The organism is Bradyrhizobium sp. LCT2, from assembly GCF_009931255.1.
GTDB classification, from domain to species: Bacteria; Pseudomonadota; Alphaproteobacteria; order Rhizobiales; family Xanthobacteraceae; genus Bradyrhizobium; species Bradyrhizobium diazoefficiens.
This window is the reverse complement of sequence record NZ_CP034432.1, coordinates 2,226,586-2,240,028: the sequence shown is the minus strand read 5'-3', so window position 1 is coordinate 2,240,028 and position 13,443 is coordinate 2,226,586. Positions and strand designations below refer to the sequence as shown.

8 protein-coding genes and 5 pseudogenes are annotated in these 13,443 nt (G+C 58.6%); 4 read left to right on the top strand and 9 right to left on the bottom strand.

All coding sequences use genetic code 11. The annotated features are described in order from the left end of the window. Positions 1–828: 828 nt before the first annotated feature. From EI171_RS11175 to EI171_RS11165, 3 genes and pseudogenes are all read left to right on the top strand, one after another. Positions 829–1,200 (top strand): transposase, encoded by a 372-nt coding sequence (locus tag EI171_RS11175; RefSeq protein ID WP_161533357.1) that lies wholly within the window; start codon positions 829–831, stop codon positions 1,198–1,200. Then, complete coding sequence (gene tnpB, locus EI171_RS11170) at positions 1,197–1,550, top strand: IS66 family insertion sequence element accessory protein TnpB (protein ID WP_011084591.1); 354 nt, start codon at positions 1,197–1,199, stop codon at positions 1,548–1,550. The genes EI171_RS11175 and tnpB overlap by 4 nt, the downstream gene beginning before the upstream one ends. Before the next feature lie 72 nt (positions 1,551–1,622). Beyond that, positions 1,623–3,227, top strand: a pseudogene (locus EI171_RS11165) (IS66-like element ISBj7 family transposase). Positions 3,228–3,344: 117 nt separating this feature from the next. Here EI171_RS11165 and EI171_RS11160 read toward each other — a convergent pair. From EI171_RS11160 to EI171_RS11130, 7 genes and pseudogenes are all read right to left on the bottom strand, one after another. Further along, positions 3,345–3,485: pseudogene (locus EI171_RS11160) on the bottom strand (transposase); the annotation flags it as partial. Between the two features lie 696 nt (positions 3,486–4,181). Next, on the bottom strand, positions 4,182–5,315 hold the full coding sequence (locus tag EI171_RS11155) for a PLP-dependent aminotransferase family protein (RefSeq protein ID WP_161533356.1): 1,134 nt from the start codon (positions 5,313–5,315) through the stop codon (positions 4,182–4,184). Between the two features lie 19 nt (positions 5,316–5,334). Beyond that, positions 5,335–6,912 carry a class I tRNA ligase family protein gene (locus EI171_RS11150; RefSeq protein ID WP_161533355.1) on the bottom strand — a complete coding sequence of 526 codons (1,578 nt, stop codon included), beginning with the start codon at positions 6,910–6,912 and terminating at the stop codon, positions 5,335–5,337. Position 6,913: 1 nt separating this feature from the next. Continuing rightward, positions 6,914–7,243, bottom strand: a complete 330-nt coding sequence (locus EI171_RS11145) for a cupin domain-containing protein (protein ID WP_097669493.1) — start codon at positions 7,241–7,243, stop codon at positions 6,914–6,916. A gap of 25 nt (positions 7,244–7,268) precedes the next feature. Then, positions 7,269–8,048 carry a phytanoyl-CoA dioxygenase family protein gene (locus tag EI171_RS11140; protein ID WP_097669487.1) on the bottom strand — a complete coding sequence of 260 codons (780 nt, stop codon included), beginning with the start codon at positions 8,046–8,048 and terminating at the stop codon, positions 7,269–7,271. Beyond that, the gene (locus tag EI171_RS11135) at positions 8,038–9,318 is read right to left on the bottom strand and encodes an MFS transporter (protein ID WP_161533354.1); all 1,281 of its coding nucleotides are present in this window, start codon (positions 9,316–9,318) and stop codon (positions 8,038–8,040) included. Before EI171_RS11135 ends, EI171_RS11140 begins: the two co-directional genes overlap by 11 nt. After that, positions 9,315–10,838 carry a lysine N(6)-hydroxylase/L-ornithine N(5)-oxygenase family protein gene (locus EI171_RS11130; protein ID WP_246740497.1) on the bottom strand — a complete coding sequence of 508 codons (1,524 nt, stop codon included), beginning with the start codon at positions 10,836–10,838 and terminating at the stop codon, positions 9,315–9,317. The genes EI171_RS11135 and EI171_RS11130 overlap by 4 nt, the downstream gene beginning before the upstream one ends. Before the next feature lie 270 nt (positions 10,839–11,108). Here EI171_RS11130 and EI171_RS11125 point away from each other — a divergent pair. Then, positions 11,109–11,730 (top strand): annotated as a pseudogene (locus tag EI171_RS11125) (helix-turn-helix domain-containing protein). Here EI171_RS11125 and EI171_RS45515 read toward each other — a convergent pair. Continuing rightward, positions 11,689–12,428 (bottom strand): annotated as a pseudogene (locus EI171_RS45515) (HipA domain-containing protein). The pseudogenes EI171_RS11125 and EI171_RS45515 sit on opposite strands and share 42 nt — an antisense overlap. A gap of 270 nt (positions 12,429–12,698) precedes the next feature. Then, positions 12,699–13,150, bottom strand: a pseudogene (locus EI171_RS45510) (HipA N-terminal domain-containing protein). Between the last annotated feature and the right edge of the window lie 293 nt (positions 13,151–13,443).

Here is a 13,443-nt window from a genome sequence, read left to right as displayed (position 1 = left end):
CACGACGAACCTTCCGCGATTCGTTCCTCGTCCATTCGCCCTCTCATCGGCTATCCAAGGCGAGAGTAATCCTCGTGTCGCCGAGGGGCGCATTGCCTCACTAAAACTGTTACCGGACAACTTCCCAGTCGTGCCTGGGGCGGAGCTGCCGGATCAGTTCGGTGGCGGCTGCGGCGGGGACGATCAGCATGCGCGCAAAGCGCGAGATCACATCAGCCCTGGCCGAGCGTCACCGGGCGGGCGGGCGGCGTGAGAAGGGACGAATCCTGGACGAGCTTTGCACCGTCACGGGATGACATCGTAAGCACGCGATCCGACCACTGTCGGTGGACGGGGCATCGGGATCGGCCGTGCCGCGGCGTCCAAGCCGGACCTATGGGGCTTCCATTCGCGCTGCACTGATTGTGCTATGGGACGCCTCTGACCGGCTCTGCAGTAAGCGGCTCGTCGGGAGCCGTTCTCGCTCCCGGCACTTGAACGCACGGCAGATTGAAGCTTTCTGCCGATGAGCGGTGGGCCGGTTTTGAAGGTGAGCGCGGTGACGACCGATCGCCTGCTGAGCGACGTAAAGATCGCAGCAGCCGGAGGACGCCGAGGGCGGGATCAACAAATGATTCAGCGTAGATGTCTTAGCGACTCTGGCAGACTGCGCTGGCGCAAGTCAGCATCGTCGCGCAACTCTGACGGCGTTAGCGCATTCAGGGTAAGCGGTGTGTCTCCCGCACCTTGTTCGGCGTGAGCTGATCGGCAACATGCGAGCCGTCATATACAGTAAGGTTCGCATATATGGTTGACCATATAGTTGACGCTTCAGAGCCACGGGGCCGGGTGGATATCCAGGTCGGAGCGGGGCGTCGGCGGCGGTGGAGCGCCGCGGTCAAGGGGCGGATCGTGGCGGAGTCATATGCGCCGGGCACAGTTGTGTCCGAGGTGGCGCGCCGGCACGACCTCTCACCGCAACACCTGTTTGCTTGGCGCAAGGCCGCGCGTGCCGGTCTGCTGAGCTTGCCGGCGGAGGATGCACCGCTCTTCGTTCCGGTGGTGTCGGAGCTTCGCCCCGCTGGAATGTGCGTGGAAGCGGCAACGCGGAACGGGATAACGATCAGCATCGAGATTGGCGATGCGGTAGTTCGCGCAGCGGCGGGGGTCGATCCGGCCTGGCTGCGCGATGTGCTGCGGGCCGTGAGGGCGACGACATGATCGCGGCTTCGGCGGGCGTGAAGATCATGGTCGCGACGCGGCCGGTCGACTTTCGTAAAGGTGCCGATGGTCTCGCCGCGCTGGTGCGCGAGCAACTCCACCATGATCCGTTCGCGGGAACGATTTTCGTCTTCCGTTCAAAGCGAGCGGACCGTTTGAAGATTTTTGCCTGGGACGGGTCCGGGCTCGTGCTGCTGTGGAAGCGGCTGGAGCATAGCGCGTTCCGCTGGCCGCCGATCAGCGATGGCGTGATGCGTCTGTCTGCCTCACAGCTCGCCGCGCTGATGGACGGCCTGGATTGGTCGCGCCTGCATGCCCGCGACATTGGTCAGCCGAGCGCAACGTCGTGAACCCTGTGACCAATTGAATCATGTCGGCTGCAGTCTTCCACAAGGGCCCGCGAATCAGCTTGAGTACCGGGCGTGAGCGAGACCACGGATCAACTTCCGACCGATATCGAGGCGCTGCAGGCGCTGGTTGCGGCGGCACGCGCGGAGCGCGACGCGGCGATCGCAAAGTGCGACGCGGCGATCGTCGAACGCGATCAGGCGCTGTCGCAAATGGATCGCCTTCAGCATCTCTTGCGCCAGCTGCAACGCGCGCAGTTCGGTCGCCGCTCGGAGAAGCTCGACCCTGAGCAGTTGCAGCTGGCGATCGAGGACATCGAGCAGGCCATTGCCGGCGATGAAGCGGTCCAGGACAGGAAGGACACGGCAGGCGCACGCCAGCGTGCTGAACGGCGCCGCGCCAGCCGTGGTGCACTTCCGGCCCATCTGCCGCATATCGACGTCACGATTGCCCCGGAGGATACCAACTGTCCGTGCTGCCGCACGCCTCTGCATGTGATCGGTGAGGAGACCTCACGGCGGCTCGACGTCGTCCCGGCACAGTTCCGCGTGATCGTCACCCATCGTCCCAAATATGCCTGTCGGGCCTGCACGGATGGCGTGGTTCAGGCGCCGGCACCAGAGCGGCTGATCAAGGGCGGCTTGCCGACCGAGGCGATGGTCGCCCATGTTCTGGTCGCCAAATATGCCTGGCACCTGCCGCTGTATCGGCAGGCTCAGATGCTGCTGGCGCAGGGTATCGATATCAAGCGCTCGGTTTTGGCGTTCTGGGTGGGCTATGCAGGCGCAGAGCTTCGTCCGCTCTGGCTCAGGCTGCGCGAGATCATTTTGACCGCGAACAAGATCGCGGTGGACGAGACCACAGCGCCTGTGCTCGATCCCGGCCGCGGCCGCACCAAGAAAGGCTTCTTCTGGGCGATCGCGCGCGACGATCGGCCGTGGGCCGGGGCCGATCCGCCGGCAGTGGCCTACACTTATGCGCCTGGTCGCGGCGCCGTCCACGCGCTCAAGCTGCTCGACGGTTATCGCGGCATCGTGCAATGCGACGGCTACACCGTCTACAAGACCATTGCCGACACCGCGCCTGACGCGGCGATCATGCTCGCCTTCTGCTGGGCTCATCTGCGGCGGCGCTTCTTCGACGTTGTCCAGGACGGTCCTGCTCCGATCGCGAGCGAAGCGCTCGAGCGTATTGCCGCTCTCTATGCGATCGAGAAGACGATCAGGGGCCGCAGCGCCGATGAGCGTCGTGCCATCCGCCAGGAGCGCAGCAAGCCGCTGGTGCTGGCGCTCAAGGCCTGGTTCGAGCAGCAACTCACCCGCGTCTCGGGCAAAGCGACAATCGCCGAGCACATCCGTTACGCCTTGAACCACTAGGTTGGCCTGATGCGCTTCCTTGACGACGGCCGCATCGAGCTCGACACAAATATTGTCGAGCGAAGCATCCGTCCCCTTATCCTCAACCGCAAGAACGCACTGTTCGCGGGGCATGATGAGGGCGCGGAGAACTGGGCCTGCATCGCTTCGCTGATTGAGACCTGCAAGCTCTGCGGCGTGGAGCCGCAGGCCTATCTGACCGACGTCCTTACCAGACTCGTCAACCTCTGGCCGGCCTCGCGTCTGGACGAACTCATGCCCTGGGCGTGGAGCGCCGAGCAAGCTAAAAGCCTCGCCGCTTGATGAACTCGCTTCCTGGATCGCGACCGCTCCAGCCGGCCTCGTCGCCACCGGCTCCGTGTGTTCCGACAACGTCAACAACCCGTCGCGCACGGCCTTGCGCCAGGTCGACAAATGCTGCGGCGATAGACTGTGGCGCCGCGCGACGTCCGAGACGATCGCGCCGGGAACAAAGGATTCCGCGACGATCCGTCCCTTGACCTCGCCGCTCCACCGCCGCCGAACCCGTAGCTCCGATGCGTCGACAACACGCTCGATCATATATGCAAACCGTCCTATTCAAGACGGAACGCATATTGCCGGTCTGCTCAACAGCAACAAGGTGCGGGAGACACGCCGCTTACCATTCAGGTCGACCAAAGACTCAAAGAGCAGCGTAGGTGTCTGAGCGAGTTCTGGCAGGATCCGCCGGCCAAAGTCAGCATCGTCGCGCAGTTCAGACGCGCGGGCGTATTCAGATCAACAAAAGGCTCAAGACCGCCGCAGGACCCGGCAGTCGATGGTGATGCTGGTTCTTGCATCTGCTGGCCAACGAGCCCAAGCTCCCGAGCTCAGGGTAGCCAGGCGTCGGGGGATGCTCCCGCGCCGAGCCGGACTGCCGAGCGGACTGCACGGCCGGCGAACCCGGCTGCTCACGAGCTTGCAGCTCAGCTCGCCGTTCGCGGCGATGAGCATTAAGTAGCTTGCAAAGATGCGGCAAATCGGGACCGTATACTCTGCTCCAGTGCGTGGGAACGAAGCTCCCCTTATACAGCGCGAACATTTCTTCGAGCTTCGGACGATTGATGGGCGGGTCGGTTGGAGCGCACCAAAGCGACCTTGCCGGCGGACAACAAAGCAGGACAGCGACTTCGTGTGTCCGCGTAAGCCCGCTCTCTTCAGAAGTGTCGACGCTTGGAGCTGGACCTGCGACCCCGCGTCAGATGGGAAAACTCTGCTGAAACATACCACACGCGTCTAGAGTTTAGCATGCAAATTACCTAAGCGCTCCAGCCCCTGCTCAATGAGAGATATTGGAAGATAGCTGAAACACAGGCGCACGTGACGGCCACTTCGTGGGCCATAGTTCCGGCCATCTATAAGGTGCACGTCGTGCTCGCGGCTTGCAGCTTCAATAAACCTCTCCGGATCCGTACCCGCGGCAAGCTGTACCCAGAACGAGAAGCCCCCGCTTGGTACACTATATTCCGGCTCGCAAATCCGGCTGCGCTGCAATAACCTATGTACGCCGTCTCGCTTCGCTCGGTAGTGCTCGCGCAAGCGTGTTATGTGCGAGTCAAGAGCGCTCGATTGCAATAATCCCAAAACGACATTGCTTAGAACCGGACTTACGCCGCCGTCGCGTTTGAGGTGCGCAAGCCTGTTGATAATGTCCGACTCCGCAAGCACCCAGCCTACCCGTAGTCCCGGTCCGGCAACTTTTGAGATGCTATGGACATTGATCACGTTGTCGCCCGGCGCCAACCAATGCACTGGACCGTTATAGGGCAACTCAGCATAGACAAGATCCTGCACCAAGAGAGCGCCACTGCGGGCTAGCAGTGCCGCCAATTTGGCCACGTGGTCGCACGACATCTGGTGCCCGGTTGGATTATGAAATGCTGGCATCGTGTAGAAGAGCTTCACCCGGGCACTGGTCTGCAGCACTGCCTCCACTTCGTTCAGATCCACTCCCTCTGCAGCCAGACCTAGCTGGACCACGGTTGCACCCGCGATCGAAAACGTACGCAGTGCACCCAAGTAGGAGGGGTCCTCCGTCAGGACCACGTCACCGGGGTCAATCCAGCCATCGGCAAGCAACTGTAAGGCCTGTGAAGCTCCACTCGTAAGCATAATTTGGTCATGCCGCACACCGTACCTCAGTGCGAGCTTGGTACGAAGTTCGGGCAAACCCGCGGCATCCGTATACTGCGGCAGATCGGCGGGAGCCACACCTGTACGTCCGTCAAACGCGTCTGGCCACGGCAGTTCTGCAAACATCACCGGGTCGGCCAGCCCATAGCCGAAATTGATCCCATGCGTCGCACTTGAGGAGTTGAACGGCGCGAAACCCTGAGCGACAGCGCTGCGTTTTGAGATGCGCGTATTCATAGCTTCGTCATTCGGATCTTCATGATTGCCAAATCTGTTCTCTGCGAAAGCGCTTATTGTACTCCGAGGCAAAGCTTGCAGGTATTGGCGCGCTGAAACGGGGAAAGTCCACCGACGCCTTTGGCTGGGCTGCTACGGCTGATGTCTCGAGGGACGGCCGCCACGCACCGCCAAAGTAGTGCTGGCCGTAGCCCATCGCTAGCTCAGGTACTACGGGATAGAGCAGGCTCAGGAACAGCGAGATCTGCGCAGCATTCCATGTCCAATCGTCTGCATGTGCAAAGCCAGCTAGCTCGAAGTACCTGTCGATGATATCAAGCGCATCCCAGAACCGCAGTGCGGTGACCGCATCGGCGTAATCTTCAGCGAAGCGGCGGAAATTCGGGGAGAGTTCGGTGCTCTCTACCGTGAGTGCGCTTTCTGCACACCGCCGTAACGCATCTTCCCAGACCCGAATGCGTGAGGCTGCCGAGATGAGCCCGTCGAGATCAAAATCGTTTGCGTCGGCTCCAAACGGCTTGGCCACTCGCGCCAGTGCATAACGGAGTACGTTTGGCCCCACCTCGCGCGCCACTTCATCAGCCCAAAGAGCATGATCACGACTGGTGGAAAACTTCTCGCCTTCCAGCTTGTAGAAATCCTGGACGGAGTGATTTTTTGGAATTGGGTAGCCGCGCGCGAGCAGAGCGCCGGCCACACCTAGCGTGTAATAGAAGCGATTATCTTGCCCCATGAAGAAGAGAAGCTCGCTGTTCTGGTCGTGCAACGTCGCGTTTGCGTCCAGACCTAAGCGGGCGCATTGCTCGCGAATTCCGGTGTCGAAGCACCAGAGGCCCTCAAACCATGTAAGCAGCGTTTGGCCGGTCAGAGAGTCAGGCTGTTGTACCTCAACTCCGTGCCGAAAATGGCGGGTCATCGGCAAGCCGCGCACCTCCCGGTGTAGCCAAGCGCGCGCCTTGGCGCGTATCGGCTCGGGCCACGCGCTTTCTCCAATGGCTTCGTGCAGCTCACGAGCGAGACGTGGCATGTCGAACACGGCCTGCTTGATGGCTCTTAGCACAAGATTGCGGCCGCAAGTGACGTGCCGTGCGTCACGGATTGTGTCGTGCTGAACAGCCAGCCCGCAGTTCTCACACAGATTGCTGTCGCAGGGCGATGAGCAGGCCGGGCAACGGCCAGTTGCGAGCGAGTCGGCAACGAGCTCATCGCAATGTTCGCAATACAATTGCACGCCCTGCCGTACGTCGACGTAGCCGGCCACTTGCAGCTCGCGGAATATCGCTAGCGCATTTTCCTTGTGAATCTCGCTAGATGTGCGCACGAACACATCAGGCGCAATTTGCACGGCACGCAAACACTCTAAGATCTGGTGAACGTATTGTTCTGCGACATCGCTAAAGGATCGGCCGAGCTTTCGTGCCGTTTCGAGCGTATGTGTGCCGTGCTCGTCTGAGCCGGTGATGTAGTAGGCCCGATGGCCGGTCATGCGCTGGAAGCGGACGAAGATATCAGCAAGTAAATACACGCCGCCGATGTGGCCCAGATGTAGTTTGCCGTTAGGGCAAGGCGGCGCAGGACAGACAAAATAAGTGCGCACGTCAATCCCACCAGATCGAGATAAACTTGAGAGTGCTGTCTTGGCTGATATTGCGGATAGTGTGCGTCTGATGTGGCGACATGTAACACAAGGTCGCTTCGCTAACATTACGGACCTGGCCGTCGACTTCGAACTCTCCGCGACCAGAGATCAGCAGCCACAGCTCGTGCTCCTGATGATCGTGCGGGTCGACCGCATCGCCTGGAGCGAGCTCCACGACTGAAGCGCCAAATGCTGGGCTGAGACCCTCCGGGAGATGCTCCAAAAGGCGCCAGACCAGAACTCCGTATTCGGATCTCATCAGAGAATGATCAAGCTGCGCCGTGTACACGTTGGTCTTCCTCAGACGTTGGCTATCAATCGCGATAGAATATGCCATTGGGAAGCTTTAGGTTTTCAAGATCGGCCACCGCTTCCTCTGGAGGGTTGTAGGCGCGCTTCATGCAGTTGTATTCGGTGCGTGTCGGACCCCCAGTGGATGCGCGCTGGAATACCAAGTGAATCGCACGACGCGACCGATCGCTCTTGTTTGGCAAGGAGTAATGGGGCGCATAATCGTCGAAAATAAAAACATCACCAGCTTTTAGTTGTACCGGCTCCCATGTGAAGGTCTCGGCGATCTCCGGGTGAATCACGCCGCCGACATCCATCGGAAACATTCCTTCCTTATGGCGAGCTGGCGTGAAGAAGAGCCCACCGTTACCCGGGTCGGAGTCGTCCACGGCGATGGATGCAATTGCGTGCACCATGCGGTCGGGTATCTTGTGCGGCACATGGTAGATGTCCTGATGAGGGCGGTATCCGCCGCTGTCCGGATACTTGAAGATCAGAAGTTCCTTCAACATCCGTGTCTTCTCATTCAAGAGTGTCTCGACCGCTATACGAATGCGGCCATCGGCCAGGAGCGCCTCCCGTAGAGGGGCATGGTAGTCTAAGAAGTTCTCGGCCTTCGAGATAATCTTCCGGCTGTCACTCGTCTTCTCGAACCACAACATCCACTTATCGGAGCTTACATCCCAACGTGCAACTTCCTCAACGTAACGAGAAATCTTGTCGCGCGTGGCTGGATCGAAGAACCTTTCCAATCGAAGGTATCCATCCTTATGCCATTTCGATTGTTGTGCCTCAGTCAGCATGTGTGAGCTCCTTCCTAAGATGAGGCGGATCAGTTGTGCTTTGCCCGAGGCGGGTTGCTAGCACCGCATTCAGAGCGGTCGCGCTCAATAGGCTCAGCAACATCACGTCAAGGCCGAATCCACGGACCAACTGCCCTCCGACCATGGGAAAGCCGAAGATCCCGAAGAAGTATGCGAGGGTAAAGATCTGCGAGGTAGTGGGCACGGAGACGCCGTGCTCGCCGGCGAGATTGACGGCTATCGTGTTTAAGGTTGAATAATTTAACCCATAGCCGGCGGCAAAGAGCACTGTGGCCGCAATATAGAGTGAGGTGCTGCCACCGTTGAGAAGGAACAGCACCAGAGACGCAGCGATCAGTAGGATGAGCGTGAGCGCCAGTCGGCGTAACGGCAGGCTGCCCATGAAGTGAGCGACTGAGAAGCGTAGTACCACGCTCGTAGCAGTAAAAACGAGAAAGAACAGATCGGAATTCAAGTGACGTGATGCGGAATACGCGCTCTGATATGTGGACAGCCCCGCGAACGTGCAGCCTGAAATCGCAATCATGGCGATCGGGAGCGCTGTGCACTTCTGAAGCAGTGTCATAGTCGCGGCAAGTGTAATCGCGATATCCGGCATAGCCAGTGCCGATAGCCTCGACATCGCGCGTCTTGTAAGGTCCACGCAGGCGGCGGCGGTCACGCACGCAATCGCAAGCACCGCATAAATCGTGGCCAGCGAACCAGTGTATTTTGCGAGCAAGTGACCAAGTGGAACCGCTAGGCCGAGCCCAGCCATTTGTGATCCGGATAAGACCGTCAAATACTGAATACGTGCTGAGGGCCGTAGATGTCGAATGATCTGCAGCGGTGCCAGAATGTAGAACACTGACCAAGCAGCGCCCACCATTAGTCCTCCAACGTACGCCGCTCGCGTATCGAGGGCAGCGCCGGCAAAGGTCAGCATGGCTACCGCCATAAACAGCGATGCGGCAGTCAACGTGGGTAATAGGCCTATCCGCTTTGCCAGCCACCCAGCCAAGCAACAGGAAACGAGAGTAGTAGCCACGCCGCTGGAAATAATAAGACCCGCGGCTCGACTATCCGTTTCGAGCGCATGCATGTAGTCCGGCAATAGAAAGCTAGTGCCGTAAGCTGCTGCAATGACAATGGAGGCAATCAAAAATGGCACAAAGGCGCGGTAGTCGAGCGTGCCTGAAAGCTGGTCGGCAGCGTTGGCCGTTCCATGCGCAATCCGGCCCCGCAGCGGTGAGGTCGAGCCGCTGTTCATGTGCTACCCAATACCTGTCGGGTCGATCGCATCGCAACCACACCGTCGTCTCGTTCAGACGTATCTGAACAAACCTCAATCATCTGCCTGTCGGATGTATTCAAATAGAACGGTCGGCCGAGAAGGCTGTTAATAATTTGGCTGTTGCGGTACGCCACCAAAGATAGATTGGCACTCTGCAATCCGTGCTGCACGCGGCTTTGATTTTGTAGATAAATTGGTCCTGGCACGTGCCGACCGAAGCGGACTGCGTAGTCCGGGCCGAGTACGGGCAGGCCATCTTCCATACACGCACCCTCGAGGAGGGCCTCCAAGAAGGGCGGCGTACGTGGCTGGAAACCTGTAGCAAGCACTATACGATCGACGAGGATGCAGCTATTTCGCTGCGTTGCGATCTCATCTAGATCGACTCGCCAGCGCTTTTTGTGGGACGCGATGTCTTTCACGACTACGCTGGACAACACACGAAAACGGTCGGCCAGCGTGCCATCCACGCTGCGTTCGTACAGCTTTTCATATAGGCGATTGCACAAATCGACAGAAATACCATCGCTCGTAAGCATCTCGCCCTTGACTATGTCCCGGCGCTGCTGAAGCGGTAGAGCGTGAAAGCGGCGGCTATAGGAGGGTGTGTAAGCCTCATTCACAAAGCTGTTGTCGTCGATGGAAAACAAGTTTGAACGCGACGTTGCCCACGTGATTTGGGTGGGCACAGAACGAGTAAGCATGTCTTCAATAATCTCAGCCCCGCTCTGACCACCTCCCACAACGAGCACATGCTCGGCTGCATGCGGAAGCTGCCGCTCGAGATAGTCGGCTGCATGGTAGACAGTGTCACATAGCAAAGATCTGGCGCAGGGAGGAATCTTGGGCTCTACGCCAACGCCCACAACAACAGCGCGCGCCAAGTATGTGGTTGTATTCGTGCTGATGCGGTAGCCGTCCCTAAACGGAACAACATCCGTGACGTCCTCCGAGAAGCGGAGCGCATTGAGTCGCCCTGCGACCCACCGGTAATACTGAATGAACTCCTGCCGGGACGTTGAAGCATTTCGCTTGTTGACAAAGCTGTAGAGCCGACCATGCAGTGCCAAATAGTTGAGGAATGAGTATGGGCTAGTAGGATCGACTAGGGTCACGCAATCCTTGAGCGGCGACACCTGAAGGCGACTGTTCGGCAGTGCAAGGCCTGGATGCCAGAAAAGTGCGTCTCGCTTCTCCAGGAAAAGTGCGCGGAGCGGAGTAGGTTCAATAAGCGCTGCAAGACTGAGGTTAAATGGGCCGATCCCAATTCCGATGACATCCAGCATTTCCACAGAAGTCTCTTTGATCTCGTGTAAGTTCTTGTCCTTGGCGCTCGTGTAAATTCTGTCCGGGTCCTTCGCTTCATTACCGAAGCACGTTTGTGTGACTTGGGATGGGGCAGCGGCTTGCCCTGTAGCCGCGGGAGGCGTGGTGAATGACGCATCCGCAATAGCCGCGTCTTGCAAGACGTCTGTTGAAACCGGCAACAGTCTCATCCGTGTGAACCCTAAAATCCGCCTGCGACCATCTTCACCCACCTCATCCGGTGATCTCTCTGCTCATTAGCAACCGCCGTGCCACCCACAAAATCTCGACCGCGCCTTGTTGGACGAGAAGAACATGCCCACGTACAGCGTTTCGTGCGGAGTTGCTCCGGCAGCCCCTGTCGGATTTACGACATTAAGGCGGCAATCTGACATACCCATGTGGAATATGAAGCGTGCGGATCCATGGCTGAGAAACCAACACACCGTGAATGCTCATCTATGCCGACAATGCTCAAATCACCACGATCTTCCTCACATCGTCAGCGTTACAAGAAGGGTCGGACGATCTACATCGAGAGTGAACCCGCGGAATGCGTCTATCATGTCATGAAAGGAGCAGTACCGGCCTACAAACTGCTGTCCGATGGGCGACGCCAGATTGGCGCGTTTCATTTACCAGGTGACATTTTCGGATTCGAGAACAGTGGGGCACACCGATTTTGCTACGGAAGCCGTTACGCAGAGCATGTTCGGCTGATCAAGAGGCACACTCTTGATGCAATCGCCCACACTGACGCAGTTGTCTGACGCACCTTGCTCACCATGACCATGGCTAAATTGCAGCACGCGGAAAACCAAATGCTGCTGCTTGGACGCAATACTGCTCTGGAGCGCGTTGCCGCTTTCCTTGCATGAGATGGATGCGCGGCTCACGACTGCTGATGTTATGTCACTGCCTCGCCGAGACATCGCGGATCACCTAGGCTTGACCATCGAGACCGTCTCACGCGCAGTGTCGCAATTACATAATGATGGCGTTTTTGCTTTCGTCGGCAATACTCAACGCGAGCTCATGATTCTAGACCGGCAGCGGCTCGCTAGTTTCGACCTGCAAAGTTGAGCGCCGGCCGAGCGTTTGCAAGCCGTAACTCGGGACGAGCATAAGGGGCGCAGCAACGGGCTTGTCAGGCAGCCGTTCGGCGAGCGCGCCGATATCAGAATGAACGAGCTCGTGGTTGCGTTCGACTCCCTTCAATTGATGGATGATCCGTATCCTAGGCCCCTTCAGAACGTGTTCGTAATCCTTGGCTCCCACACCCAAAGCCGTTGCCAATCGCTCGATGACAGCGTTCTCCAATCCCTGCTTTTGCGCTCGCGTGCGAATGTCCGCCAACAGGTCATGGATCTGCCCGGCCATGGAGATCAGCGTAGCGATGAGCACGTCAGCATCAACACGCAGCTCGCGTGAAAATTTTTGCCACTGACGCAAGCCAATTTGGTCGAGCTTGTATTCACCCCCGACTTTCATGGCGAGTTTGATCTTGCGCTGATCGACGTTGTCGTAAGGAAGAATGCTGGCGATGTCGTAAAGGGGGGCGAGACGCACGAGAGGACCGCTGGCCAGAAGCAATGAATAGTTCTTGGCGTGAGCATCAGAGCCTCCAATGAGCCAGTTGAAGACCAAAGCGCTGACGAACGTCTCAGGTCAGCCTCGCGGTCTGTCGAGTAGGTACGCAAGAGCTCGACCACATCGGCAGGCGTTGGTCCGCCCTCGTTCTGGTATTTCTTGGTCGGCGGGATGCCCATGGCCTGACAGATATCTTCCTGATGAACGCGGATAATGTCGTTCCCGCTGACCTGCCGATCGTAGCGTTCAAACCACGATCGCTATTTCCTGTTCGAAGCGCACCCTTGGTTTCAGCGGGTGGCAGCCCGAGTTCGCGTGCGAGCTGCAGGCAGATATGCTCATTCTCGCGTGACCATCGAAATGGCCCGTCGGTGGTTTCAAAATGTAGGTGGTTGGTATGCGCCCGGATGGAATGCCCCATTTGTTGTCTTTGAGGACAAGCGCGGTTTTCGGCTGGGCGCCTAAAGACTGAATTGACCCGTGTCGCGGGGCAGACGCCAGGCAGCGTGATCCTCGCGCAAGACTCGAGGCCGATTTGCTATTTCCGGCTTATCCAGCCATTCGATCTCGTCATCTTTGCCTGTTTTCAGAGCCTCCAATCGATCAGGCGTGACGAACTGGATGGCCCCGGCGCAATCCTCACCGATGTTAGAGATGAGGGCAAACACGTTGCGCGCCGATACCTGAAATTTCTTGGCCCAGCGCTCGAGCACCTGCTCGTTGTCAGGAAGCAGCCCCCACAAGAAGGACTGAACAGTGGCTGGACCGTGCTCCTCGGCGGCGAAAGCGACAGGGGATAGGCCCCTTCCGCGTTGCGCCATGCATTGTCATAAACGAAGGTCAGCCGGCCGCGCGAGTCGCTGCGGACGCGACCGACTTCGGTGCCACCCAAGAGTGCAATGAGCTCGGCCATTATGTCTTGCCTTTCTTGGCTTTGTTGACGATGGCGTTGATATCAACTGCGGAGGTAGACCCGCGGCTGGTCGGCCCTCCACTGTTGGCGTCCACCGGGATGCCGAGAACGTCGAGAGCACGGAGTACAAGAGCCAGCTCTGCGCGGGGATGACCATGCTCGACGTTAATCACCCATTGACGGCTGACGCCGACCGGTTGCGGTCTACGTCGGTTGGAAAGGACTTGAAGTCATCGGGCTCGGCCTCGAGCCATTCGCACACAAGCCGGACTCGCAACCCATGGTGGGGGGTA

Excerpts from the sequence above, each read along its gene's own strand:
- EI171_RS11140 (WP_097669487.1), bottom strand. The coding sequence starts at position 8,048 with ATGCTGACTGAGGCACAACAATCGAAATGGCATAAGGATGGATACCTT.
- tnpB (WP_011084591.1), top strand. The coding sequence starts at position 1,197 with ATGATCGCGGCTTCGGCGGGCGTGAAGATCATGGTCGCGACGCGGCCG.
- EI171_RS11155 (WP_161533356.1), bottom strand. The coding sequence starts at position 5,315 with ATGAATACGCGCATCTCAAAACGCAGCGCTGTCGCTCAGGGTTTCGCG.
- EI171_RS11135 (WP_161533354.1), bottom strand. The coding sequence starts at position 9,318 with ATGAACAGCGGCTCGACCTCACCGCTGCGGGGCCGGATTGCGCATGGA.
- EI171_RS11130 (WP_246740497.1), bottom strand. The coding sequence starts at position 10,838 with ATGAGACTGTTGCCGGTTTCAACAGACGTCTTGCAAGACGCGGCTATT.